Here is a 26,886-nt window from a genome sequence, read left to right on the forward strand (position 1 = left end):
GGTTATACAAAAGGCAGTAGGCCTTTATTTTTTTTGCTTTTTTTGAACTTACATATAGTAGAGCGTACAAAAAAGGCGTAGAAATTGGATTTCTACACCTTCTATGAATCTTTTGTCTACAGTCTGAGTCAAGCGACATTGTTCGCTTGACTTTTTTTGTCTTTTTTCTAGCTGTTTTTGGATTTATTTTTCCATTTTTTGACGCAGCTATCAAAAATTAAATAAAACCTGTGATTATTTGATCAGCGAGCAAGTTGAGAGTCGGTATAATAGTAGCGATAGAGTTGTTTCAAGAAATGGCTAACCAACGTCCAGAAAGTAAGAGGTAGACGAAGGACCATGAATATTGCAGATTTGTTAGGTAAAGAAGAACATTATGAATATGTCTTAGCACAATTGATCTCATTAAAAGGAACGTACGCGTTTAACTATAATAATTTGAAAAGTATGGCGGGGCTCACTGATTTTACTTTGAACAAGTATTTGGACAATTTGAATGCGACGTGGCAAGAATTGTTCAAAGAAGAGTTGATTGAAGTTAGTAATCGTAAAATAGTAGCTGTTAAAACGATCAAGAGTCGAGATCTAAATCGATTCAAACGCTACATGATCACCCAATCTTTTGGCTTTAAAATGCTAGAAGCTTTGCTGTATGATGAATTCAGTATCGCAAGCTTTGCGGAAGAACATTATCTCAGTCAGTCAAAGATTTATGATGTACGAAAAAACGTTGCGTACTTGATCGAACCATATGGTGTTCAAATCAAAAAGGATCGTCTTGTGGGGGATGAACATACGATTCGAAATTTGAGCTTGGAATTTTATCATACAGCGTTGAACGGTGGCGAATTAGTGTTAGCAAAAGACTTAGCATCGCGAGTCAATTCGATCGTTAATGTCATTATTACCAATTACTCGTTGCAGTTAAGCCCTAGTCAGCTGCGGAAACTTCGACTTTTTGTAGCAGTTAATTCGATTCGTAATATGAAAGGCAATGCATTAGCTTTTACGCTAGAGTTGACCTATACGCCATTAGATGAATCGTTGGCGACTTTATTGAAGCACCATCTGTTGTTGTCTGATGCGCTTTATCACCAAGAGATCAATTATTTATTGGCCTTTTTGTATGCGAATAATTTTATCTTAGAGTTGAACTTGCAGTCGGCTCATTCTGCGAACCTGATCCAACAATTGACGGAAGAGTTTGGTACGATGATGACGACTGAATTACATATCGATTCCCAGCGGTTCCAAAACATCGAACGAGCACTAAATGAGATCCAGCAGATCCACACGCGGCTCGTTTTATTTCAAGTGGCTTCTAGTACGTTTATTTCAGATGAGCAGTTCAGATTTTTTGAAGAAATCTATTGTTCTTACCATGTGGCAATTTTGAATCACATCCAGCAAAATGAAACGTTGCTTCAACTTTTGCCTTCTGAAAGTGAGCGAATCAAGCTGTATTATGACTATATGTTTATTTTGATCAAATATTTCCCAATCAAAATATTAGAAGAACCCATCCATATTTGTGTTGATTTTTCTCATGGCGACTCTTATACCCACTATATAATGGAAGAAATCCGCCGTTTTAAAGATATTAACTTGGAAATTGAGCCTCGGATCAGTAATAAAACGGAGCTTTATGTCTCGGATTATGAATACCCTAAATTTCCGAAAGAACAGATTATCTGGAAAAATCCACCTGATAGCACCGATTGGCAGTACTTTGGTGATGTGATCGTTCAGCTAAGGAGGAGAAAAAATGAAGGGACCAGCAACCCTTAGTCATTTAGTTGCCGTCTTATTTTTAGTCAGTAGTACCGGGATCCCGACATTTAATCATTATTTTATTTCTGATTCGTTAGATCATTTTGGACTTTACCGGCTAGAACGAGTGGAAGGGTCTGAGACGGGAGAAGTTGAAACGGAAAATCAAACGGTCACCTATGTTTATCGGAAAGACCGCCATGATCACCAGACCTTCAGTGAGCTTCAGCAACTATTAGTTAAATTAGAAAAAGAGACGCATCCTAAAGTGGAGGCAGAACATTCTGAATTAGGCGCAATTTTGAGTAACATCTCGGGTAATTTGATTTATGGACTAAAAAAAGTGGACGATGATCCGTTAGGTTAATTTAGAGGAAGTGAGAAAATGATCAGACAACTGCTTGTGATCGGCACCTTTTTTTGTTCATTCAGCAATTGGTGATCGTAGGAAGACCGGTACTGGCCGATTTTGAGATCGGAATTGGAAGCGAAGTCGGACAAGCGGCTGAAAAACCGACGCTTTCGATCCATATTTTAAAATATGCATTAGATCCGAATCAGTCGGATCAAAAACAAAATGAACTGAATGCCATGGCGGGCTATCGGCCACTGGCAAATGTGCGCTACCGTATCCAGCAAGTCATCCCGACTGGTGATACGAAAAAACTCAAAGGAACGGATAGCCGCACCTATCACACAACCGGATTTGATTTACTGATCCAAACGAACGATAGCGGAGAAGCAAGTGTGGATTCAACGAGTACGCCGCAATTTGGAGCGGGTTTTTATTTAGTGACGGAGCTAGCTGATCAAACGGTCAAAACGCCGATGGACCCGGTGATCGTGCAAGTGCCTGAAAAAAGTGCGGTCGATGGTTCGCAGATCAATGATGTGTATTTGTATCCGAAAAGTAACGTTGCTTCTAGCGGGCATTTCCCTAACACCCAGGCTTCAGCTGCTAAAAAAAATCCGGCCAAGCCCAAACGACCGAAACGAGCAAAAAAAACGCGTGAAGGAACAGTTACAGTTCGATTCGTGGATGAGGAAGGGCACAAACTCCATGCTGATATCAAGTTACGAAAAGAAGTTGGCGCACATTATTCGACCCATCGGTATGCGCATTTGGGTGAATATCGAAAATAAAGCTAAAGAAGGACGGTTACTGTGAAGTCAAATCATAAAATCGAGCGGATCTTTTTGATCCAACGTATTTCAATTAGTTTTATCATCTTGGCGATCTTGCTTTTGCTTTATCCGATTATTGCGAATCACTTTGCAGATCAAAAGCGAAGTCAGGCCGTTTCACATTATGACCAGACAGTCAGCCAGCTGTCACGTACTGAGATCAAACGGGAGCTTGAAGAAGCACGTCGATACAACAAGTGGTTATACGAACGTCAAGTCGGAGTAGCCCATCCGCTTCGAGCGGTGAATTACGATCAGTTGTTGGGTCGTTCGCCTGTTTTAGGCACATTGGATATTCCAGCAATCGATATTCGGCATATGCCTTTTTTTCACGGCTCGGATCAAACGGTCTTAGAGCAAGGTTTAGGTCATATTCGCAATACGAGTTTACCGATCGGTGGTAAAAATACTCATGCTGTGATCACGGGGCATTCTGGTGTCAGCAATCAGAAATTATTTTCTGATATTAATAAGTTGCGTCATGGAGATGTCTTTTATATTACGATCTTGCATAAAAAATTGATGTATCGCATTAAAAAAATTCAAAAGGTCAAACCGAGCGAAACAGATAAACTACGGATCGAGCCGGGCAAAGATAAAGTGACGCTGTTGACTTGTACGCCGCCGGGGATCAATACCGAGCGATTATTAGTCACCGGTTATCGGGAAAAACCGTTTGTCGAAGCCTCAAAAGAAAAAGTAACGAAACGAAATTTCTGGAATTATGAACATCTGGTAATGTTGCTCATCCTGATATTATTGTTCTTGCTTTTAGCTGGCTATCTAGTGAAGCGCAAAAAAAATCTCAGGGGGAACTAAAAGTGAAAAAACGTTATCAAGGTTTGCAGATCATTTCGGTTTTACTGATCGTGGGAGCGATCGCATTATTTTTCTATCCGATCATTGCGAATCTGATCGCCAATCAAGCGCGGAGTACAGCATTGTCGCATTATGATCAGCATTACAAAAAGATGGACAAAAAACAGATCCAACAACAATTTGAATGGGCGGAGCAATACAATCATTATTTATTTGATAAACAAGAAGGCTTGTCAGTTGATGAGCACCAACCGTATAAAAAGATCATGAATATCGGGGGCGTGATGGCGACGCTAGACGTTCCAGCAATTCATATCAAACGGATGCCGATTTTTCATGGCTCTGATCCGTTGACTTTAGATGAGGGCTTAGGGCATATGAATATCACGTCGATCCCAATCGGCGGTAAAAATACGCGTTCAGTCATTACCGGTCACTCTGGAGTTCGCAATCAAGTGTTGTTTTCAAATGTCAATCGAATGAAAAAAGGCGATGTTTTTTATTTACATATTTTGAATCGAAAATTAGCCTATGAAGTTAATGATATTCGCCGTGTCTATCCATCAGCGGTCGATTCTATCAAAATCAAACCAGGTAAAGATTTAGTGACGCTGTTAACGTGTGACCCACCAGGAATCAACACATATCGATTACTTGTGACCGGCAAACACATTCCGTTAAAACAAGCAGAAAAGAAAAAAGTTCAGCCGCGCGATTGGTGGGATTATCAGCATTTGGTCATCTATGGTACGTGTCTGTTGCTACTATTGTTGATGATTTACTGGTTAGTTATAAGGAGGAAGAAAAAACGTGAGGTCTAAGCTAAATAAAGGGTTATGGCTGGGACTGTTAATGATCTTTTTGTATGCGGGCTTCACTTATTATGGTTACGATTTATTACAACGGGATAATCCGTTAGCACCTTTAAAAGTTTCACCGCAAGCGGAAAAAGTCGAGCAAAAAAATCAACGGACGATTGCGAGTGCGACGTTTAATGCGCACAAGATCGTCTCAGCAGATACCCAAACTTATGCCCAAGCACGGATGGCTGCCGCTTCGGCGATTACTGACAATAGTGTAGGAAAACTGGTCATTCCAGAAGCTCAAATCAATTTGCCGGTTTTAGCGGGGATCAATGATACCAATTTATTGAACGGCGCAACGATGTTTAGTCGGGAGCAAGTGATGGGACAAGGCAATTATATTTTGATGGCGCACCAAATCTTGAACACAGATACCTTGTTGTATCGGATTCGTCAGTTGAAACGTAATGATCCCATGTTTTTAACCGATGGCGTAAACTTGTACGAGTATCAAACGACCGCTAATGAAGTCGTTGAGATGCACCAAGTTGACTTTTTGAATTCACCAACGGATCAACAGCGACCACGATTGACGATTTTTCGCTGTGAAGGACCGATGGGCACGATTTATCGGCGAGTCGTCCAAGGCGAATTGACTAAAACAACTCCGTTAAAGGCATTGAGCCAAACTAAACAGAAAAAGATCGGAGTGACCTTTACTACACACCAATCATTGCAGCAAAAAGTCACTGGTTGGAATAGTACGAAACAAGTAGCTATTTCCAATGTTCGCTTCTTTTTAACGCATGTCTGGCAATTTTTTAGTGGTTTTTTAATTGTTATCGTCGCCTTATTCTTATTTATTTTGAATAGAAAAGGTAAAGAATAACGTCAAAAGTCAACCTTACTCATGGTTTCAAATGAGGAGGTTGGCTTTTTTTGTGTAAAACTTAATGAGAAACCTACTGCAATTTTAGCCTAACTTATTTTTCTGATCCAAATAAGTGACAGAATAGTTAAAGTTCAGGACATCAAAAGTCTATTTTTACGACGTTAATAGGAGAAAACGCTTTTCCGTTCATAAAAACTGAAAAAAATTATTTTTTATTCCATATTTTTTTCTAAGACTAAATTTCAAAAAAAATCTTCACATTTTAAACACAATTAGAACCCAAAAGCAAGTATTATAACAAATGTAATCATTGTTACTAAAATTTTTTAGGAGGAAGAAGTAGTATGAAGAGAAAAGCTTGGAGAAAATTTGGTTATTTGTTTGCAACAACATTAGTTTTAGGAACAAGTGCAGTAGGAACCGTTAATGCGTTAGCAGCAGATGGCGGGACTGGCACGACGACGCAAGCACCGGCAGCGATCGCAGATAATACGAGCCAACGTTCAATTACTGTTCACAAGTACAAAATCGATAGTGCAGATGAATTGAAAAATGTGACCGATCGTGACACTGGGGAACTTAATCCTGATAAAGTGAAAAATCTAGCTCCATTAAAAGGAGTAGAATTCACGATCCAAAAAGTGACTCCTAAAAATGGGGCTTCATTAACTGACCCAACAAAACAAAAAGAAGGTACTGATTATGAACTAGTGGATGGAACAGCTAAAAAAGTTTCCACTGGTGATGATGGGACTGCAACCTTTGATCTTGGTAAAGGTGCTGCAAACGATGGTTTATACATCGTAACTGAAACAGGTAAAACGTATGAAGATGCAACTGGCACACATGCGATTACAAAACCGGCTGATCCATTTTTCGTTTATGTTCCACAAACAAAACGGGGCACGACCGACAGCTTATTATATGATGTGAATGTTTATCCTAAGAACATCATGAGCACAAAATTGAATCCTAAGAAGACCGTTGAAGGCCAAGCTGGCTTCTCAAATAAAGCAGGCGTACCATTCAACTGGTATGGGACAATCGATGTACCGGATGGTTTGTATTACCAAGTTAAAAAAGGCGAAACTTATTATGATGTCAATGATCAAAAACAAGTGGCTGCTAACGACATGGACGTTTACGCAACTGAATTTGGGATCGATGATCAATTATCCGATCAATTACAATTCAATAGCTTAAAAGTTCAATACACAACAGATGGTAAAACTTGGACGGATCTAAAAGCTGGTGCTCAAGGTGAAACCAAAGAAAACTCAACTGGCGATTATTTGATCACCCAAAACGGTCAAAAAGTCAGCGTTGATTTCACAAATACTGGTTTGAAAAATTTAGTTGATCAAAAAGCGAAAAACGTGCGGGTCGTTTACAATACGACAGCTAAAGATGATAACTTCAGCGGGGTCATCCAAAATACGATCACGCCAAGATATCACACACCAGGTTTGCCACCAACACCACCAGAAAATATCCCATCTATTCCAGAATACCCAACTGGTGGATTTGATATTTTGAAAAATGCCGAAGATAAAAAAGATAAAGACGGCAATTTAGAAAAATTGAGTGGTGCTGAATTCAAGATCGCAACATCTGAAGATAATGCTAAAGCTGGCACGTTTGTTCAAAACAAAGCTGGTAAAGACTTATCTGCTACTTCAGGTGCTGACGGGGTCGCTTCATTTGATGGTTTGGAATTGAACATTCCAGATAACATGAAAGGCGATAACGCACCAAAAGATACAACACGGACCTTTACTAAAGACTACTGGATCGTCGAAACAAAAGCTCCAAGTGGTTATGAATTGTTGAAAACTCCACAAAAAGTGACGATCTCAACGACAGCAACTTATGATGACCAAGGTAAGATCACCGCGGTCAAAGGGACTTTCACTAAAGATGCGACTGAAGCAACTGTAACCGATAAACCTAAGACTGACTTACCATTTACTGGGGGTCAAGGTCTACTACTTATCATCATCATCGCAAGTGCATTAGGTGTTGCTGGGGTTACTGGGATCTATATCAGTAACAAGAAAAAAGAAGCATAGGAAAGAAAGGTCGGAGGGAAATGGGTGAATACTAATTATTTGCCCATTTTTCAATTTTAGAAAAGGATGATATCAATGACGAAAAAAAATCAACTATTCATCCTCTTTGCCAATCTTTTTTCATTAATTGTTTTGATGGCAGGAACGTATGCTTCAACTGTCGTCGGTGCGATGGCCTATGCTGCGGAAAAAGAGCCTTTTCTCAAAGTAGAAAACGCAGAAGATGGTGATATTTCAAAAGGGGATAAAAAAGTCGCTGGCAATGACTATACGATCTCTTTGACGGCAAAAGAAGATACGACGGTGTATTTACCTGCTTCAAAGGATTTTGCCGTTAACCAAGTTGATCAAAATGACGAACAGAAAAAAAGCAGCTTACCAACAGTAGACGAAAAACAATATTTGAACAGTTATAACGAGCAGAAAAAGCAACAGGCATTACCTGCTAAAAGTGATGATCAAACAATTTCATCGGCGGTTGATAAGACACAAGCAACGACTACTTCAAGTGCAACGCCTTTTATGACTGAAGCACTGAATGTTGAAAACAAGTATTATATTTTCTCAATCAAAAAAGATGAACGATTGAAACTACAATTCATTCGGTTAGCTGATCAAGAGCAACGATTTGATTTGTATAACTTTGATTCTTATTTGAAAGATCCAAAGACGAACGATAAACAGACTGCTTTTACGTTTATTTCGATGGATGAACTAAAGAAACAACAGGAACAACAAGCTAGTGAAGCGGCAGCTAAAAGCAGTGAAGCAGCTAAAACTAAAGCTGAATCAACTAGCAGTAGTACTAGTTCTGCGGCTAAGACGAGTACCACAGCAACAATTAGTGCCACTCAAAGCACGGAAAAGTCTGAGCCGGCTAAAAGTACTGAGTCAGCAACCACAACTTCTAAACCACAATCAGCTGAACAGGCAAAAGCAACTAGCTCAAGTTCTTCAACTTCTTTAAGTTCTGACATTGCTAAAACGCAAACGAAACTTCAAAAAAGAGCGTTGGCAAAAGCAGCAGTCGCCACAACACCTAGTTTAAAGATCGATACGGTGGAGATCACCATCAACGGACAAAAATTAGTACCGGATGGTTCCATCCAGATCACTGGTGCAGCGATGTATCCGAATACGACTCGAATCAAAGGCGAATTTCAAGGTGATGGGAAGACCACTCAATATACGATGCCCATCCATATCACCAATGTCGGGAAAGATTCGATCGGTTCATTTGGTCCGTTGACTGGAGCTGGTGATGTCTACAACAGTGTAACGGGTGAAAAGATCGGTCAGATCAAACAAACCGGTGATTGGGACAAACCAACGACCGGCGAGTATACCGGGATGTTTATTATTGATTTAGACAAACCATTGACTGGACTGGCCGCTTTTGATGTCTCAACTAGTGGTGCTGGGAATATCAATGCCTTAAGTTCTCAAAAGCCATTCGATATCACTTTTAACAATCAGTTCAAATACACAGTCAACCTGCAACCACGGAATTTAGTCACTCCAGAAGCTCGTGATCAGATCGGTGTTGGACAATATGGTGTAGATGGAAACCAAGGTTATGTGTATTTAGGTTCCAACACGTATAACACGCCGTTTCAAAATCTGTTACTAGACGCCGTGAACAAAGCGAAAGATGCGGGCGGTGGTCTTTTTAAACCGAATAATCGAAAAGACTATCAAGTGGATCAAGGAAGCTATAAAGATTTAAAGATGTTTGATGCTTCTGTTACTGGTTATAAAGATATTCGATCAGTTGTTCCACAAACGAATCTGATCGTAACTCAAACGATCTCGATCGCAGATAAAAAGGTTGCTGATACGACGATCAAAGACATTGTGATGGGGGATCAAGGGACGCATACTTGGCGGATCAATGATGGAACTGCAACGACGGATCCGAAACTGTACATGTTAACAAAAGAAAATAATCCTGACATCAGTAAAGGGATCGAATCCGGAATAACTCCAACTGAAATACCAAATGTCCCAGACAATCTGGATGCAGCTGGCTTAGCCAAATGGATGAATGATCAGTTTCAAGGTAAAGATACTGATCGAGATAACGGGAATCAATGGGCTAAATCAAAACAAACGGATGGCAGCTATGTTGTAGCGTTTAACTATGGGAACTTTATGAAACGGACCGGTTTTGATACATCGACCTACTTTAACAATCAACTCGGTACCAAGTCTGATGCAGTCCAAGAAGTCAATCGTACGGCAGCAGTGGACAAACAGATTGATAACTTGATAAAAAAAGGTTCGTCAATGCCATTAAATATCAAAGATGGTTATGGCTATCCAGACAGCAAACCTTTGATCTATGATGGTCAACTATTTGATAACTATGTCAACACCAAAGTCGTTTTAAACGATAACCAGTACGCAAAAGTAAAATCAGTGATGGGCGCATTTGTCTATGGTAGTACTAAAGCAGGAGAAAATGTGACTTATGAATTGAATAAAACTGGGGATGCTTTTGGTATTGATGGTGCTTTTGATGGTGGTTTTGGTGAAAAGGATCATCAAAGTTTATATTCCGGTTATGGCACGATGCCGGCCCTTGATCAGGATGCTAAGGGAAATAAGATCAACATAGCTTATGCGACAAATCGGCCTTCCAATGGGTTACAAGATGGTCAAACGATCGTCAATGTGTATTATGTTACGAAAGATGGAAAGCAAGTCTTACCAAGCAAACGGTACACCGGCTTTCCAGCCAATGTCAAAGTTGCGCAACCAGACCCACCATTTGATGTGACGGCATCTTTGACAGCTCAGTACAATGGCAAATCGTTGAATTTGTATAACAAAGATGATGCAGATGGGTATTTAGACCCGATCTATGGGGTAAAAGGGCGGCATTTGATCCACACGGAAACCCCATTGAAAGATCCGGTCGCCGATACGTTGAAGTATCCTGAAGGACCAACCGGAACTGAAGCGAACTACTATTATGTTTATGATGGTGGTGATGCGCCTTATTCATTCAAGAAAGTCGATCAACAAAATACCGATCAGACTTTGAAAGGTGCGCAATTTGTGGTCACAAGTTTACCAGCTTGGGCTAATGAAGTGCGAGATTTGAATCAACAGATCTTGATTGAAAAAAATAAAGCGAACTCGGATCAAGCAAAGATCAATGATTTATGGAAACAAATTTCTCGGCGAGTCGTTCGGACGTACCAAAACACGACGTATCAAACAAATACGGATGATTATGGTGCTGTTTGGAATTCGATCAAAGACGAGATCTTATCGCAACAAAAAGATCCAGTAACTCATGAAGTCATCTACACGAAATACCGCTATGATTTGAACAATGATGGCAAAGTGGATGATCAAGATAAAGAGTTGTGGCTTGATGATTACGATTTGATCTATAAAGCGACTTCTGCTTATAACGGGAACGTTACTTTTGGGAATCTAGCAACGAACAAAACGTATTACATTGTGGAATTAACGCCACCGACTGGCTATGATCTTAAAAACCCAACGGACTACAATCAATTGCCAAGTGATACGCAATTTCGATTCTTTTTAGGGGACAAGGATCAATCGCCAACACCGGCTAAATTCCAAGTCACTGATCCACCAAATGGCGAACTACAAATCAAAAAAGTCGATAGTCAAAGTAAGAAAAATTTGGCTGGCGCCGAGTTTGTCTTTACGTGGAGTAAAGATACCGCTGAAACGATCCGTGAAAAGAGTATTGCGCTCGATGAAGCGAAACAAAAAAATGATACGGCTCAAATCAGTCAATTAGAAGGTGAAATCGCGCAAATGACTTTACGCGATTACACGAAAACTTCATTTGGCCTCAATTCCACCAACTGGAGTTCAGTTTGGGATACGATCAAAGGCGATCGCGATGCTTCGGGTAATTTAGTTAATGACCGCAACGGTGATGGCAAAGTCGATGATACCGACAAAAACAGTTGGGCCAATGACTACTCATTAGTTTCGCGGGCCGTGACTGATGAAAATGGTGTCGCTGATCTCAAAAAGATCGACTTAGAAGGCAAAGATACGCGTACACTTTATGCAGTGGAAGTCAAAGCTCCAGCAGGTTACGCCTTGCCAACTAAAGAAGCTAGTCAATCTGATGACTTCAAGATCACGATCAAACCAACGGCTGATAAATATTTTGGTACGACGACGATTGAAAATACTGTCGTTACACCAGATAACCCAAGTGGTAAGTTAACGTTCAATAAAGTTGATGGCAGTACCCAAAAAGCATTGCCTGGTGCGAAATTTGTTTTGACGACGGTTCCTGCTTGGGCTAATCAAGTGGCTGCAGCAGCCAAAGCGATCCAGTCTGATCAAGCACAGATCAAAGCGAGTGATCCTGCAACTGATCAAGCTAAGATCGATCAATTGAACGCTGATATTAAAGCGCAACAAGAAATTATTGCCCAAAAAGTCGTCAAAGATTTCACCGGCACGAAATATCAATTGAACTCAGCTGACTTTTCGGCTGTGTGGCAAAAATTAAATCAAAACGGCCAAATCGATGGCAAAGATCAGGCTACTTGGTTGAAAGATTATACCAATATCACAACGGGAATCGCTGATGAAAATGGGCGCGTCTTGTTTGATAAACTCGATTTGGAAGGGCAAAGTTCGAAAGATTATTATATTGTCGAACTAGAAGCACCAGACGGCTATCAATTGCAATCAGTCGATTACGATCATTTGACTGATACACAAGCCGCACAATTTAAAGCGACAATCACCAAAGATAGCCAAACACCTGCGGCTTCTCAAATGAAAGTCAACAACTGGCAGTCAAAACTGACGATCGATAAGCTGAAAGCTGAAACGACCGACATTGACCATCCAGCAAAAGATGATTATTTGACGGGTGCTGAGTATGAAATTTATCAAGATAACGCAGGTAAACTCGGAGCAAAAGTCACTCAGACAGCAACGGGGGAAGCAATTGGACAACTGACGACGACGGGTAAAGGCAATCTTTATCAACAAATCGTCGTGAACAATTTACCGTTCGGGAAATATATTTTAGTGGAGACCAAAGCACCAAGTGGTCGAGAATTGAAAAAAACCGAAGTGCCATTTGAAATTTCCGAAAAAAATACCGAAGTTCACTTGAAGGTAACGAATGTACCAACGGTCGATATGCCATTTACCGGTGGCCAAATGATTTGGCAAGTGTGGTTAGCCGTCTTGACGGGGGTTGCTTTACTAGCTAGCGGACTTTACTACTATAGTAAGAAGAAAGGAGGAGAGCGTGATGTTGACTAAATCTGTACGGTATCCAAAATTATTTAAATTACTGTTCAGTTTGTTATTCATCTTTGCTTTTTCTTCCTTTGCCGCCACCCACAGTTGGGCCGCGGAACACTTTTCATTGCACATTGTGAAATATGCATTGGATGAAAAGCAAGCGGCTCAATTACAGCAGCAAGATGGACAACTGAATCCAGCTTTTGAAAATGCTGGGTATAAACCATTAGCAAACGTGCATTACCAAGTCCAACAAGTCGTTCCCACCGGAGAAGTTGCGAACTTGAAAGGAACCGATCCGACTTCTTATCAAGTGATCGGTTCCACTTTGACAGTTCAAACCGATGAAAATGGCGAAGCCGTTATTGATTCTGCGACTGAGCCAAAGCTGGTGCAAGGTTTTTATTTAGTGACAGAATTAACTAATGCTGAAGTGACACTTCCAATGGATCCAGTGATCATTCAACTTCCAATGGAAAATAAAGTCGACGGCTCACAAGTCAATGATGTCTATCTCTATCCTAAAAGCAGTGTTGCAACACCTGAAGGCGGGAACCCTCCTGGTGGGAAAACTCCTCCAGGCGGTAAAACGCCGCCGAGTGATAATACACCACCGAGCGGTAATACACCACCGAGCGGTAATACACCACCGAGCGGTAGTACACCGCCGAGTGGGAGTACGCCACCAGGAACAACACCGCCGACAACGCCTAGTTCCCCTAAAACTCCGGGGACACCGACGACTAGTACGCCAAATGTCCCAACGGAAAGTAGCAGTGGGAATTACCCTGCTACGGGTGGCACAAAGCCTGTGAACAGCTATCCGCAAACGGATGGTGAATTACGCGGAAGTTCTTCTGTAATCGGCTTTGCGTTGTTTAGTACTTTTACGTTAGCCAGTTTGCTGTTTTTGAATAAAAAACGGTAAACTTGACTATAAATTCCATATTTTCCCTAAATCGACTCTCAAAAAGGCCAGTCTCACCAACTGGTCTTTTTGGGTCTGCTCAATAAAAAAAGCCTCACTTGTGCAGATGACAGTCAAGTGAGGGAGAGTTGTTCGGTTGCTCAGTAAGGGACCGCAACGAACAAATCCGGCTGTGTTGTGACGCGGACTTGTTTCAAGCGAAGTTCAGGATAGTCGATCAGCTGACTCGAGCTTTTGAAATGCTCTTTAAAATAAGCTTGGATCTGTTCATCTGTCCATTGGCGAGCTGGAAAATGTTGATATTTAGTGGGAAAAACTAGAAAGACAAAACCAGGACTAAAGGCAGTTCGGATATCTGCCGGTAAGTTTTCATAGGTCGTTTTAAAATCCATTCAAATGCGCTCCTCTTTCATTTCTTACCCCTTATTTTTCCACAAAAAAATGAAGGAAGCAAATTATTTTGACTTTGACTATCTTTGATGTAGTATAGTCCTTGGATAGCCTTAAAAGGGAAAAAGTATAAATCTTTCCCATTTTGGACAAAAAGATTTATAATGATATCCGTAAGCTTAAATCATTTAGGAGGTTTGTATTATTATGGCAAAAGAACATTACGATAGAAGTAAACCACACGTTAATATTGGGACCATTGGCCACGTCGACCATGGTAAAACAACATTAACGGCTGCAATCACGGCTGTATTAGCGAAAAAAGGCCTTGCAAACCCACAAGACTACGCTAGTATCGATGCAGCACCTGAAGAACGTGAACGTGGGATCACTATCAACACTGCGCACGTTGAATACGAAACTGAAAAACGTCACTATGCGCACATCGATGCTCCAGGGCACGCGGACTATGTTAAAAACATGATCACCGGTGCAGCCCAAATGGACGGTGCGATCTTAGTTGTATCAGCAACTGATGGTCCGATGCCACAAACGCGTGAACACATTTTGTTAGCACGTCAAGTTGGGGTTAAATATTTAGTTGTCTTCTTGAACAAAACAGACTTAGTCGATGATGATGAATTGATCGATCTAGTTGAGATGGAAGTACGTGAACTATTAACTGAATATGGTTTCCCAGGCGACGATATTCCAGTGCTAAAAGGTTCTGCTTTAAAAGCCTTAGAAGGTGATCCTGAACAAGAAAAAGTCATCATGGACTTAATGGATACAGTCGATGAATACATTCCAACACCTGAACGGGATACTGATAAACCATTATTATTACCAGTCGAAGATGTTTTCTCGATCACTGGTCGTGGGACAGTTGCATCAGGTCGGATCGATCGTGGACAATTGAAAGTCGGCGATGAAGTTGAAATCGTTGGGATCAAACCTGAAACACAAAAAGCTGTCGTTACTGGACTAGAAATGTTCCGTAAGACATTGGATTATGGTGAAGCCGGCGATAATGTTGGGGTCTTATTACGTGGAATCACGCGTGATGAAATCGAACGTGGTCAAGTAATCGCAAAACCAGGTTCAATCACACCGCATACAAAATTCGAAGCAGAAGTGTATGTCTTGACGAAAGAAGAAGGTGGACGTCATACGCCATTCTTCAATAACTATCGTCCACAATTCTACTTCCGGACAACCGACGTGACCGGTAACATCGAATTGCCAGAAGGAACCGAAATGGTTATGCCTGGTGATAATGTAACCATCACAGTTGATTTGATCCACCCAGTTGCCATCGAACAAGGTACGACTTTCTCAATTCGTGAAGGCGGCCGAACAGTTGGTTCTGGTATGGTATCTAAGATCGACGCTTAAGTTGCGATTTGAGTCTTACTTTTTTAAGTAAGGCTCTTTTTTTCTGGACTAAAATCCGGTACTCTAGATAAAAGAAGACTTTTGGTTGTTACTTTACATGAAGGAGTTTCGTGATGGAAGAAAAAATGTTTGTGGCGCCTGGCGCTTATGTTCAAGGCTTCGGTCTGTTAGCTAAGACGGAGTATCTTACTGCTTTTGGGCAAACGGGATTATTGGTGACCGATCACTATGTGTATGAATTATACGGAAAAAGGCTGCAAGAATTATTGCAGTCTAAAAGTTTAAAGGTGACCCCTTTTTTGACTGATCAAGCGACCGAACCGGATTTGACAGCACTGGATTTTGTGATCGCATTCGGTGGCGGAAAAGCGATTGATCAAGGGAAAAGCTTGGCGTTACATCAGGGAATCGCGTGCATCGTGATCCCGACGGCGGCTTCGACGGATGCAGCAACGTCGCGAATCTCGGTAGAATATGAGACGAATGGGAAATTTAGTCACTACCAAGTATATCCTAAAAGTCCCGATTTGGTTTTAGTCGATACTGCGTTATTGATTCAAAGTCCGGTCCATTTTTTAAGTTCAGGGATCGCCGATGGATTGTCCACTTTTATCGAAGCGCGAACCGTTTTTGAAAATGAAGGGCGCAATACGTTGAACCGGCGTCCGACGTTAGCCGCGCTTGCATTAGCTGAAAAATGTCGCGACGTTTTATTTGCAGATGGAGCTGAAGCGCTGGCCGCAAATCGTGACGGCAATGTCAACAGTGCGTTTGAACGGGTGGTGGAAGCCACGACATTGTTAAGCGGCTTGGGGTTTGAGTCTGGTGGTTTAAGTATCGCCCACGCGTTGCACAATGCCTTGCTCAGTTTGTGGAGCGATGAGATCGATGCAAGTCATGGTCAAATTATTGCCGTGACGACGTTGATCCACTTGGCGACTGAGCACCGGACCCCAGAAGAATATCACCGCTATGCTGTTTTTTTTAAGGAATTAGGGCTGCCGACGACGCTAGGTGAATTAGGACTGCCGGTAAAAAGCGAAGCGGAATTAAACGAACTTTGTCAGTTGGCATTTGCTAAAGAAGATGGCGTGAAAAAAAGTAATTTAGTGATTACGACCGAACAGTTACTGGCTGCATTGAAGGCCCATCAATAAAAAAGCCGTGAACTTTTTTTGAAGTTCACGGCTTTTTCTAGTGTTAAATATTCAAAACTTTGTTCAAGAAATCTTTCGTTCGTGGATTGTGCGGATTGTTGAAGACTTGTTCAGGCGTTCCATCTTCTAAGATCTTACCGCCATCGGTAAAGATCACGCGATCGGCTACTTCTTTAGCAAAGCCCATTTCGTGGGTCACGATCACCATGGTCATCCCACGAGTCGCTAAGTCTTTCATAACACCCAACACGTCACCGACCATTTCAGGATCTAGTGCGGAAGTTGGTTCATCGAACAACATGATATCAGGATTCATCGCTAAAGCTCGAGCAATCGCCACCCGTTGCTTTTGACCGCCGGATAAACTGTCAGGGTAGACTGCTTTTTTCTCGGCTAAACCAACTTGTTCCAATAATTCAACTCCGCGTTTTTCAGCGTTTGCTCGGGATTCACCTTTTAAATCCATCGGAGCTAAGACGATATTTTCTAAAACTGTCAAATGGGGGAAGAGATTGAAATGTTGGAATACCATTCCGATATGTTGTCGAACGAGATTGATATCGGTATGCTTGTCGGTCAAATCTTTTCCATCGATGATGATCTCGCCAGAAGTCGGATCTTCCAAGCGATTCAAACACCGTAAGAACGTACTTTTACCAGAACCGGAAGGGCCGATGATACAAACGACTTCACCTTCGCGGATCGAAATGTTGAGATCATTTAAGACGGTGTTATCACCGAATTTTTTTACTAAATGATTGACGACGATTTTTTCACTCATCTTAGTTCACCTTCTTATCTAAGCGATTTGCTAATTTAGTCAAGATCGTGATCAAAATCAAGTACATGATCGCGATGATCAAATAGACGTAAGAACTTTGGGTAGTTCGGGCAACGATGATCTTACCGGTTTGCAAGAGTTCAACGACTCCGATTGCGGAAATGATCGTCGTATCTTTCAAACTGATCACGAATTGATTGATAAACGATGGGATCATGATCTTCACCGCTTGTGGCAAGATGATCTTCTTCATCGTTTTATTATAAGAAAGTCCTAAACTGCGGGAGGCTTCCATTTGTCCGACTGGCACGGCTTGAATCCCGCCGCGGACGATCTCAGCGATGTAGGCTGAAGCGTTTAACGTCAAGGTGATGATCCCCGCCATAAAGTCTGGAATCTTGATGCCTGTGATCCCTGGTAACCCGAAGAAAATGAAGAAGGCGAGTACCATCATTGGGATTCCGCGAATGATGTCAATGTAGATCCCAGCGATCATTCGAAGTGCGCCAGATGGGGCAACCCGGAACAGACCAAAGATGACACCTAAAACGAGAGCTAAAGCAAATGAAACTAGCGCTAAAACGATCGTTTTCCATAAGCCGTTCAATAAAGCTGGGTAGTTGTTTTTCAATAAACCAGTGATCGTTGATTCATCGACGCTATCTTTTTTCGCTGCAGCGGTACTTTCTGAGCCAATGTATTTATTGACGATCGTGTCGTATTCGCCGGTTTGTTTTAATTCTTTCAAGCCTTCATTGAACATTTCGATCAACTCAGGATTTTGGCCTTTTTTGACGGCAAAGCCATATTCACCGCCAGACTCGCGTTTGATTGGCGTTTTTAAATCTTGGCCTTGTTTGACTGCGTAGCCGATGACCGGATAATCATCCATCATCGCATCGATGGAACCAACTTTTAGCGCGTCGTATAATTGATCAGCCGCATCGAAGTATTTGATCTTAAAGCCGTATTCTTTTTCGTGCGCTTTTAAAAAGTCTGCACTTTCCGTTCCGACCTTAGCTCCCACGGTTTTGCCTTTTAAGTCTTTATAGGCTTTGATATCTTTGTTGTCTTTAGCGACGGCTAATTGGATCCCACTTTGGAAATAAGGATCAGAGAAATCATAATTTTCTTTTCGTTCATCGGTCATGGTCATCCCAGCGATCATACCATCACCTTGACCAGATTCCAGTGCTTGCATAGCAGGGGAGAAGCCGATGAATTTGAAATCTAAATTGAAGCCTTGTTTTTTAGCAATCGTTTTTAAGAGATCCACGTCGATCCCTTTGTATTTTCCATCAGCGTCTTTATATTCAAAGGGAGCAAAAGCGGAATCACTGACGATGGTGTACGTCGCTTTTTTTGGTTCGATCTTTTTCATTGAACCAGTTGCAGCGGCGGTATCGTCACCTTTTGAAATATATTTTGCGACGATTTTATCGTATTCACCGTTCGCTTTTAATTTTTTTAGCCCGGCATTGAATTTTTTCAATAAAGCGGCGTTTTCACCTTTTTTGACCGCAAAGCCATACGCGCTACCTTTTTCAGGTTCGCCGACTAATTTGAAGGGTTGACCATTTTTCACAGCATAACCTAAGACGGGTGCATCATCAAAGATCGCTTGCACATTGTCGTTAGTCAACGCGTTGTACATTGCGTCAGCTGCTTCGTATTGTTTGACCTCATAGCCATATTTATCTTTGTTCTTTGCGAGAAATGTGGCACTTTCGGTCCCGATTTTGGCCGCGACAGTTTTACCTTTTAAATCAGTGTAGCCTTTGATTTTAGTGTTGTCTTTTTTGACTGCCATTTGGATCCCGCTATCGAAATACGGTGTTGAAAAATCAAATGTCTTTTTGCGTTCGTCGGTGATACTCATGCCGGCGATCATGCCGTCTAATTGATCCGATTGAACACCTTGGATCGAACTATCAAAGCCTAACGGTCGCAAATCAACTTTAAAGCCTTGATCTTTGGCGATTTGATTGATTAAATCAACATCGATCCCGATGTATTTGCCATCAGAGTCTTGAAATTCAAATGGCGCAAACGTTAAGTCCGTTCCAATTTTGTACGTCTTTTCTTCCGCGTGAGCTTTTTGACCAATGCTTAAGGTCACAAAACTCAACACCATTAATAATAGAGAGAAGATTAGATTTCTCTTTTTCATAATAAACCTCCTAAAAATCTTTCATTCGTTTATTATAGGGAGAGAAGATTCTGAATACAAGTGATTGGAAACAATTACACGGAAAAAAAATCAAAAAGGTAACATGTGATGTTAAAAAAGCTAACATAAGTTGTTTAAGGAATCGCTAAATTGCAAGTCTAAAAATAGCGAAAATATGTTCGCTGTGCTATAATCGAATGCGGTGAAAAACTACATATTAATAGGAGGATGAATCGGTGATTGAAAAAGAGACAGGGAATACGTTTGACCTCCATTCCCAATACCAACCGGCTGGTGATCAGCCTGAAGCGATCCGCCAATTAGTTGATGGCGTAGTGGCAGGTAAAAAAGCTCAGATTTTACTTGGAGCGACCGGTACCGGTAAAACGTATACGATTTCTAACGTGATCAAGGAAGTAAACAAACCAACTTTGATCATTGCTCACAATAAGACGTTAGCTGGCCAGTTGTATGGCGAGTTCAAGGAATTTTTTCCCAATAACGCGGTCGAATATTTTGTTAGTTACTATGACTACTATCAACCCGAAGCGTATGTGCCTTCTAGTGATACGTATATCGAAAAAGATTCTAGTATTAATGATGAAATAGATAAATTACGTCATTCGGCTACGAGCTCTTTGCTTGAACGAAATGATGTTATTGTTGTTGCTTCGGTTTCTTGTATCTTTGGGCTCGGTTCACCAAAAGAATACATGGAACAAGTCGTTTCGTTGCGCGTTGGAATGGAGATGGATCGCAATAAATTATTGCGTAATTTGATCGATATCCAATTTGAGCGTAACGACATCGATTTTCAGCGGGGACGTTTCCGAGTTCGCGGTGATGTGGTGGAAATTTTTCCAGCTTCTCGCGATGAGCGAGCGTTGCGGATTGAATTTTTTGGTGATGAGATCGATCGGATTCGCGAAGTCGATGCACTGACTGGCGAAGTGATGGGGGAAACTGAACACGTTGCGATTTTCCCGGCGACGCACTTTTTGACCAACGAAGATCATTTGGAAAAAGCGATCGCTAACATCAAGACGGAGTTAGAAGCACGTCTCAAAGTTTTGAACAGTGAAAATAAATTATTAGAAGCCCAACGCTTGGAACAACGAACGAATTACGATATCGAGATGTTGCGTGAGATGGGCTACACGTCGGGAATCGAAAACTATTCCCGTCATTTAGATGGACGAAAAGAAGGCGAGCCGCCGTACACGTTGCTGGACTTTTTCCCAGATGATTTTTTACTAGTCGTGGATGAATCCCATGTCACGATGCCGCAGATTCGTGGGATGTATAACGGCGACCGTGCCCGGAAACAGATGTTAGTCGATTATGGTTTCCGTTTGCCTTCTGCGCTAGATAACCGACCATTACGTTTAGAAGAGTTTGAAGAACGGGTCAACCAGATCGCATATGTTTCGGCGACCCCGGGACCTTATGAACAAGAACAAACGGATACGATCGTAGAACAGATCATTCGACCGACTGGCTTGTTAGATCCAGTCATTGAAGTCCGGCCGATTATGGGGCAGATGGATGATCTAGTCGGTGAGATCAACGAACGAGTCGAAAAAAATCAACGGACTTTTGTGACGACTTTGACGAAAAAAATGGCTGAAGATTTAACTGATTATTTCAAAGAGTTGGGGATCAAAGTCAAATATTTGCACAGTGATATCAAAACTTTAGAACGAACGGAGATCATTCGTGACTTGCGGCTTGGTAAATTCGATGTATTAGTCGGGATCAACTTGCTGCGGGAAGGGTTAGATGTGCCAGAAGTTTCGTTAGTTGCCATTTTAGATGCTGACAAAGAAGGCTTTTTACGAAGTGAGCGTTCATTGGTCCAAACGATTGGTCGAGCGGCACGAAACTCTGAAGGCCGAGTGATCATGTACGCGGATAAGATTACCGATTCGATGCAAAAAGCAATGGATGAGACGGCACGGCGGCGTGAGATCCAGCAACAATACAACAAAGAACATGGGATCACCCCGAAAACGATCATTAAAGAAGTTCGGGACTTGATTGCGATCACGAAAGTAGCTGAAGAAACAGCGACCTATGATTTGAGTTCATATGATGAACTTTCCAAAGAGGAACGGTTGCAATTGATCGCTAAATTAGAAGATGAGATGCGTGAAGCTGCCAAGACGCTTGATTTCGAGACCGCTGCGACTTTGCGGGATACGATCTTGGAATTAAAAGCAGCAGAATAGGAGTTAGAGAATGGCAAATGATAAAATTGTGATCCATGGCGCGCGCGCCCATAATTTAAAAAATATCGATGTAACGATTCCCCGCGATCAGTTAGTCGTCGTCACGGGGCTTTCTGGTTCGGGCAAAAGTTCGTTGGCCTTTGATACATTGTATGCAGAAGGTCAACGTCGCTATGTGGAAAGTTTGTCTGCTTATGCGCGACAATTTTTAGGGCAAATGGATAAGCCGGATGTCGATAGTATCGACGGGTTGAGTCCGGCGATTTCGATCGATCAAAAAACGACGAGTAAAAATCCTCGCTCGACAGTCGGTACCGTAACGGAGATCAATGATTACTTGCGACTATTGTATGCACGCGTAGGACACCCGATCTGTCCCAATGATCATATTGAGATCACCTCGCAATCTGTCGAGCAGATGGTTGATAAAGTGTTGGAGTTACCTGAGCGGACAAAGATCCAAATCTTAGCTCCAGTTGTCGCCAAGAAAAAAGGCCAACACAAAAAAGTCTTTGAAATGATCCAACGGGAAGGTTACGTCCGGATGCGAGTAGATGGCGAAGTCTATGATGTGTCAGAAGCTCCTGAGCTAGAAAAAAATAAAAAACATGATATCGCCATTATTATCGATCGGATCGTAGTCAAAGACGGGATTCGTTCACGGCTGTTCGATTCGTTTGAAGCGGCTTTGCGGTTAGCCGATGGTTACGCATTAGTCGATGTGATCGGTGAAGAGGAAATGCTATTTAGTGAACACTATGCCTGTCCTTATTGCGGGTTTACGGTGGGTGAATTAGAACCGCGGCTCTTTTCATTTAACGCGCCATTTGGAGCTTGTCCAGAATGTGATGGGCTAGGCGTGAAGTTGGAAGTCGATCAAGATTTGGTGATCCCCGATCCTAGTAAAACATTGCGGGAAGGGGCATTGATCCCTTGGAATCCGATCAGTTCACAATATTATCCGCAAATGTTAGAACAAGCGTGTTTGAGCTTTGGAATCGAGATGGATACCCCATTTGAAAACTTGCCAGAAGAACAGCAAGCAATCATTTTGCATGGCTCGAATGGCGAAAATTTCCATTTCCACTATGAAAATGATTTTGGTGGTGTGCGAGATGTGGAAGTCCCATTTGAAGGGATCTTACCGAATATCGCGCGGCGTTACCAAGAAACTAATAGTGATTTTACTCGCGATCAAATGCGGCTTTATATGACGGAATTGACTTGTCAAGCGTGTCATGGCTATCGTTTGAACCCTCAAGCGTTATCCGTCCAAGTCAATGGGGTCAACATTGGGGAGGCTAGTGAGCGTGCCATCAACCAAGCACTAGAATTTTTTGCTGGGCTGACTTTAAGTGAACAAGAAACGATGATCGCACAACCGATCTTAAAAGAAATCAAAGATCGATTAAGCTTTTTGCGTAATGTCGGTTTAGATTATTTGACGTTGAGTCGGACGGCGGGGACTTTATCTGGTGGTGAAGCTCAGCGAATTCGGCTAGCGACTCAGATCGGTTCCAACTTATCTGGGGTATTGTACATTTTAGATGAACCTTCCATCGGACTTCATCAACGCGACAATGATCGGTTGATTGCTTCATTAAAGAAGATGCGCGATCTAGGCAATACGTTGATCGTAGTGGAACACGATGAAGACACGATGCGGGCGGCAGATTATTTGATCGATGTTGGACCGGGTGCAGGTGAGCAAGGCGGTCAGATCGTGGCGGCGGGGACTCCTGCAGAAGTGGAACAAAATCCACAGTCATTGACTGGCCAATATCTTTCTGGCAAAAAGAGTATCCCAATTCCGAAAGAACGACGTAAAGGAAGCGGGAAAAAAATCAAGATCACCGGTGCGGCTGAGAATAATTTGAAAAATATCGAAGTCGAGTTTCCGCTGGGTAAATTTGTAGCGGTGACCGGTGTTTCTGGCTCGGGCAAATCAACTTTAGTCAACCAAATCTTGAAAAAAGCACTGGCACAAAAATTGAATCGTAATTCGAATAAGCCAGGGAAATTCAAACGGATCACCGGCTATCAAAACATCGAAAAAATAATCGACATCGATCAAAGTCCGATTGGTCGGACGCCGCGAAGTAATCCTGCGACTTATACGAGCGTGTTTGATGATATTCGCGATTTGTTCGCGCAAACGAATGAAGCGAAAATTCGCGGTTACAAAAAAGGCCGCTTTAGTTTTAATGTCAAAGGCGGTCGCTGTGAAGCGTGTCGTGGCGATGGGATCATCAAGATCGAAATGCATTTTCTGCCTGATGTCTACGTTCCTTGTGAAGTGTGTCATGGCAAACGGTATAATTCTGAAACGTTGGAAGTACACTACAAAGGAAAAAATATTGCCGATATTTTAGAGATGACCGTGGAAGATGCGGTTGAATTTTTCAAACATATTCCAAAGATCCAGCGCAAATTACAAACGATCGTCGACGTGGGATTAGGCTATGTGACGATGGGCCAACCGGCAACGACACTATCCGGTGGGGAAGCGCAACGGATGAAATTAGCCAGTGAGCTGCATAAAAAAGCTAACGGGAAAAATTTCTATATTTTAGATGAACCGACGACCGGCTTACATTCCGATGATATCGCGCGGTTGCTACAAGTCTTAGAGCGCTTAGTCGATGCGGGAAATACCGTCTTAGTCATCGAGCACAATTTAGATGTGATCAAGTCAGCAGATCACGTGATCGACCTTGGTCCTGAAGGTGGCGAAGGTGGCGGCACGATTTTAGCGACGGGCACACCTGAAGAAATCGCAGCAGTGCCAGCAAGTTATACCGGCTACTACTTGAAAAAGATCTTAGAAAAATAAGCACGCATTTGAAAGGCTGATACGAATAAGTGTCAGTCTTTTTTAGCTAAGTTGATTTTACATAGTCAACCCTTTGACCGAATGTTTAGTTTGCCGAAAGTTTTTTTCAAAAATCGTCGTGCAAAGTCTTGCGGCGGTTGGACATTCGTTGCTTAACTTTAGATAGTATAGTATCATTATTCTTGGATTCGAGGAATATTTGAGAGATGCAGGTGTAGAAAAAAATGACTAAACAAGAGAATTTTGTACCGATTTTATTAGGAAGTGACATCAATGTCTATGGAATGTCGCGTTCTTTTCACGAAGCGTATGGAATCGTCTGCGAGGCTTATGCTGGCTTGCAATTAGCGCCCACAAAATATAGTAAGATCGTCAATGTCCATACGATTCCCGGCTTTGATAAAGATCCCGTTTTTATTGAAGAGATGCGGAAGTTGGGTAAGGAGACTTACAATGATCCCAATACAAAATATTTATTGATCGCCTGTGGGGATGGTTATGCCGAATTAGTTTCACAACACAAAGCGGAACTATCGGAGTGGTTCATCTGTCCGTACATTGATTTTTCGTTATTGGAACGTTTGATCAGTAAAGTTAGTTTCTATGATGTGTGTGAAGAATACGATCTGCCATACCCTAAAACATTGGTCATCACACCAGATATGTTAAAAAATGACCGCTTTGAAGAGGCATTGCCATTTGATTTTCCAGTCGCGTTGAAACCGGCTAATAGTGTGGAGTGGCTGTCGATTGATTTTGAAGGCCGGAAAAAAGCGTTCATCCTCGATACGCGAGCAGAGTTTGATACGATCATTGAACGGATCTATCATGCCGGTTATACCAGTGAAATGATCGCGCAAGATTTTATTCCGGGCGACGATAGTAATATGCGCGTCTTGAATGCCTATGTCGATGCGCAGCACAATGTGCGCATGATGTGTTTAGGTCATCCGCTTCTAGAAGATCCTTCACCAGAAGCCGTGGGAAATTATGTGGCGATCATGCCGGAATACAACGATCGGATCTATCAGACAATCAAACGATTTTTAGAACGAATCGAGTACACGGGTTTTGCGAACTTTGATATGAAATACGATCCGCGAGATAAACAATATAAACTATTTGAGATCAATTTACGGCAAGGCCGCAGCAGTTTCTTCGTGACGTTGAACGGCTTGAATTTGGCGAAGTTTGTGACGGAAGATCGTGTGTTTGAAGAGCCTTTCAAACGGACCAAATACGGAATGGCCGATGATGAGACAGCGATGCTTTGGATGGGTGTACCAAAAAGTGTCTTCATTAAATATGCTCGTGACAACAAAGATAAACAAAAAGCGTTGGAATTGATCAAAAAAGGCCGCTGGGGTACGACCGTATTTTACAAAAACGATATGTCGCCGATGCGGTGGTTGCTGACTAAATATTCCTTCATGAAATACAAAGGCCGGTTTGCCGAATTTTTCAAAGAAAAGGAAGGCTGATGAGATGGAAAATTTTTTTAGTGTTTTAGGTGGGATGGGGACGATGGCAACGGAAAGTTTTGTTCGGTTGATCAACCATCGGATCACCGCACATAAAGATCAAGATTATTTGAATTATATCTTGTTCAATCACGCGACAGTTCCTGATCGGACAGCTTATATTTTAGATCCAAGTCAAACTGATCCGCGGCCGTATTTATTAGATGATGTGAAAAAACAAAATCTTTTACAGCCTAATTTTATCGTGTTGACTTGTAATACAGCTCATTACTTTTATGACGCGATGCAAGCTGAAACGAAGATCCCGATCTTGCACATGCCAAAGGAAGCGGCCAAAGATTTGAAGCGGCGGCATCCAGAAGGTGGGAAAGTCGCGATTTTAGGAACAGAAGGTAGTATCAAAGCCGATATTTATCCGAAAGAATTACGGGCAGAAGGCTTCGAGGTGCTAATCCCAGATGAAAAATTGCAAAGTAAAGTCAATCATTTGATCTATACGGATGTGAAAGAAAATGATTTTATCAATAGTGAGTTGTTTTTAGAAATCTTACATGATGTGTTTACGACATATGGCTGCCAACACGCCGTCTTAGGCTGTACAGAGCTTTCGTTAGTCAATGAGTTGACTCAAGAAGTACCTTATGAAGTGACGGATGCGCAATCGATTTTAGCTGATCGGACGATCGAGCGCGCGTTAGCCCAACGCAATCATTAAGG

The 26,886-nt window shown here is 41.9% G+C and carries 18 protein-coding genes; 15 read left to right on the forward strand and 3 right to left on the reverse strand.

Features of this window, described 5'->3' with window-relative positions; all coding sequences use genetic code 11:
* Positions 1–339: 339 nt before the first annotated feature.
* From GVJ38_RS09485 to GVJ38_RS09525, 9 genes are all read left to right on the forward strand, one after another.
* Entirely contained in the window at positions 340–1,788 is a 1,449-nt protein-coding gene (locus GVJ38_RS09485; RefSeq protein ID WP_159722916.1) for a helix-turn-helix domain-containing protein, read from the forward strand.
* Positions 1,766–2,137, forward strand: a complete 372-nt coding sequence (locus GVJ38_RS09490) for a MucBP domain-containing protein (RefSeq protein ID WP_159722917.1) — start codon at positions 1,766–1,768, stop codon at positions 2,135–2,137. The genes GVJ38_RS09485 and GVJ38_RS09490 overlap by 23 nt, the downstream gene beginning before the upstream one ends.
* A gap of 71 nt (positions 2,138–2,208) precedes the next feature.
* Positions 2,209–2,913: a MucBP domain-containing protein gene (locus tag GVJ38_RS09495; RefSeq protein WP_159722918.1), complete on the forward strand. Its 705-nt coding sequence runs from the start codon at positions 2,209–2,211 to the stop codon at positions 2,911–2,913.
* 21 nt (positions 2,914–2,934) lie between these two features.
* Positions 2,935–3,774 carry a class C sortase gene (locus GVJ38_RS09500; protein ID WP_159722919.1) on the forward strand — a complete coding sequence of 280 codons (840 nt, stop codon included), beginning with the start codon at positions 2,935–2,937 and terminating at the stop codon, positions 3,772–3,774.
* 2 nt (positions 3,775–3,776) lie between these two features.
* Positions 3,777–4,595, forward strand: coding sequence for a class C sortase (locus GVJ38_RS09505; RefSeq protein WP_159722920.1), 819 nt, complete (start codon positions 3,777–3,779; stop codon positions 4,593–4,595).
* A complete protein-coding gene (locus GVJ38_RS09510) occupies positions 4,585–5,466 on the forward strand; it encodes a class A sortase (RefSeq protein WP_159722921.1) in 882 nt (293 codons plus the stop codon). The genes GVJ38_RS09505 and GVJ38_RS09510 overlap by 11 nt, the downstream gene beginning before the upstream one ends.
* Before the next feature lie 347 nt (positions 5,467–5,813).
* A complete protein-coding gene (locus tag GVJ38_RS09515; protein WP_159722922.1) occupies positions 5,814–7,538 on the forward strand; it encodes a SpaH/EbpB family LPXTG-anchored major pilin in 1,725 nt (574 codons plus the stop codon).
* A 75-nt stretch (positions 7,539–7,613) separates the two neighbouring features.
* The gene (locus GVJ38_RS09520; RefSeq protein ID WP_159722923.1) at positions 7,614–12,824 is read left to right on the forward strand and encodes a prealbumin-like fold domain-containing protein; all 5,211 of its coding nucleotides are present in this window, start codon (positions 7,614–7,616) and stop codon (positions 12,822–12,824) included.
* Positions 12,814–13,734: a pilin N-terminal domain-containing protein gene (locus GVJ38_RS09525; RefSeq protein ID WP_159722924.1), complete on the forward strand. Its 921-nt coding sequence runs from the start codon at positions 12,814–12,816 to the stop codon at positions 13,732–13,734. Before GVJ38_RS09520 ends, GVJ38_RS09525 begins: the two co-directional genes overlap by 11 nt.
* A gap of 140 nt (positions 13,735–13,874) precedes the next feature.
* Here GVJ38_RS09525 and GVJ38_RS09530 read toward each other — a convergent pair whose 3' ends face one another.
* Positions 13,875–14,126, reverse strand: a complete 252-nt coding sequence (locus GVJ38_RS09530; RefSeq protein WP_159722925.1) for a hypothetical protein — start codon at positions 14,124–14,126, stop codon at positions 13,875–13,877.
* A gap of 205 nt (positions 14,127–14,331) precedes the next feature.
* Here GVJ38_RS09530 and tuf point away from each other — a divergent pair, with 205 nt between their 5' ends.
* Together tuf and GVJ38_RS09540 are read left to right on the forward strand one after the other, a co-directional pair.
* A complete protein-coding gene (gene tuf / locus GVJ38_RS09535; protein ID WP_159722926.1) occupies positions 14,332–15,519 on the forward strand; it encodes an elongation factor Tu in 1,188 nt (395 codons plus the stop codon).
* Between the two features lie 113 nt (positions 15,520–15,632).
* Positions 15,633–16,676 (forward strand): glycerol dehydrogenase, encoded by a 1,044-nt coding sequence (locus GVJ38_RS09540; RefSeq protein WP_159722927.1) that lies wholly within the window; start codon positions 15,633–15,635, stop codon positions 16,674–16,676.
* A gap of 43 nt (positions 16,677–16,719) precedes the next feature.
* Here the strand turns inward: GVJ38_RS09540 and GVJ38_RS09545 are convergent, their stop codons facing one another.
* Entirely contained in the window at positions 16,720–17,457 is a 738-nt protein-coding gene (locus tag GVJ38_RS09545; RefSeq protein ID WP_159722928.1) for an amino acid ABC transporter ATP-binding protein, read from the reverse strand.
* Position 17,458: 1 nt separating this feature from the next.
* Positions 17,459–19,627, reverse strand: coding sequence for an amino acid ABC transporter substrate-binding protein/permease (locus GVJ38_RS09550; RefSeq protein WP_159722929.1), 2,169 nt, complete (start codon positions 19,625–19,627; stop codon positions 17,459–17,461).
* A gap of 236 nt (positions 19,628–19,863) precedes the next feature.
* Between GVJ38_RS09550 and uvrB the strand changes: the two genes are divergently transcribed.
* The 4 genes from uvrB to GVJ38_RS09570 all read left to right on the forward strand — a co-directional run bounded on the left by uvrB (position 19,864) and on the right by GVJ38_RS09570 (position 26,884).
* Positions 19,864–21,855 (forward strand): excinuclease ABC subunit UvrB, encoded by a 1,992-nt coding sequence (gene uvrB / locus GVJ38_RS09555; RefSeq protein WP_159722930.1) that lies wholly within the window; start codon positions 19,864–19,866, stop codon positions 21,853–21,855.
* Between the two features lie 10 nt (positions 21,856–21,865).
* Positions 21,866–24,688, forward strand: a complete 2,823-nt coding sequence (uvrA, locus tag GVJ38_RS09560) for an excinuclease ABC subunit UvrA (protein WP_159722931.1) — start codon at positions 21,866–21,868, stop codon at positions 24,686–24,688.
* A gap of 224 nt (positions 24,689–24,912) precedes the next feature.
* A complete protein-coding gene (locus GVJ38_RS09565; RefSeq protein WP_159722932.1) occupies positions 24,913–26,169 on the forward strand; it encodes a carboxylate--amine ligase in 1,257 nt (418 codons plus the stop codon).
* A 4-nt stretch (positions 26,170–26,173) separates the two neighbouring features.
* Entirely contained in the window at positions 26,174–26,884 is a 711-nt protein-coding gene (locus tag GVJ38_RS09570; protein WP_159722933.1) for an amino acid racemase, read from the forward strand.
* Positions 26,885–26,886 lie beyond the last annotated feature (2 nt).

This window comes from Enterococcus sp. CSURQ0835 (assembly GCF_902706605.1).
Classification (GTDB): domain Bacteria; phylum Bacillota; class Bacilli; order Lactobacillales; family Enterococcaceae; genus Enterococcus_A.

Coding starts and splice junctions, on each gene's coding strand:
- GVJ38_RS09530 (WP_159722925.1), bottom strand. CDS start 14,126: ATGGATTTTAAAACGACCTATGAAAACTTACCGGCAGATATCCGAACT.
- GVJ38_RS09485 (WP_159722916.1), top strand. CDS start 340: ATGAATATTGCAGATTTGTTAGGTAAAGAAGAACATTATGAATATGTC.
- GVJ38_RS09540 (WP_159722927.1), top strand. CDS start 15,633: ATGGAAGAAAAAATGTTTGTGGCGCCTGGCGCTTATGTTCAAGGCTTC.
- GVJ38_RS09520 (WP_159722923.1), top strand. CDS start 7,614: ATGACGAAAAAAAATCAACTATTCATCCTCTTTGCCAATCTTTTTTCA.
- GVJ38_RS09550 (WP_159722929.1), bottom strand. CDS start 19,627: ATGAAAAAGAGAAATCTAATCTTCTCTCTATTATTAATGGTGTTGAGT.
- uvrA (WP_159722931.1), top strand. CDS start 21,866: ATGGCAAATGATAAAATTGTGATCCATGGCGCGCGCGCCCATAATTTA.
- GVJ38_RS09515 (WP_159722922.1), top strand. CDS start 5,814: ATGAAGAGAAAAGCTTGGAGAAAATTTGGTTATTTGTTTGCAACAACA.
- GVJ38_RS09490 (WP_159722917.1), top strand. CDS start 1,766: ATGAAGGGACCAGCAACCCTTAGTCATTTAGTTGCCGTCTTATTTTTA.
- GVJ38_RS09570 (WP_159722933.1), top strand. CDS start 26,174: ATGGAAAATTTTTTTAGTGTTTTAGGTGGGATGGGGACGATGGCAACG.
- GVJ38_RS09525 (WP_159722924.1), top strand. CDS start 12,814: ATGTTGACTAAATCTGTACGGTATCCAAAATTATTTAAATTACTGTTC.
- tuf (WP_159722926.1), top strand. CDS start 14,332: ATGGCAAAAGAACATTACGATAGAAGTAAACCACACGTTAATATTGGG.
- GVJ38_RS09545 (WP_159722928.1), bottom strand. CDS start 17,457: ATGAGTGAAAAAATCGTCGTCAATCATTTAGTAAAAAAATTCGGTGAT.
- GVJ38_RS09565 (WP_159722932.1), top strand. CDS start 24,913: ATGACTAAACAAGAGAATTTTGTACCGATTTTATTAGGAAGTGACATC.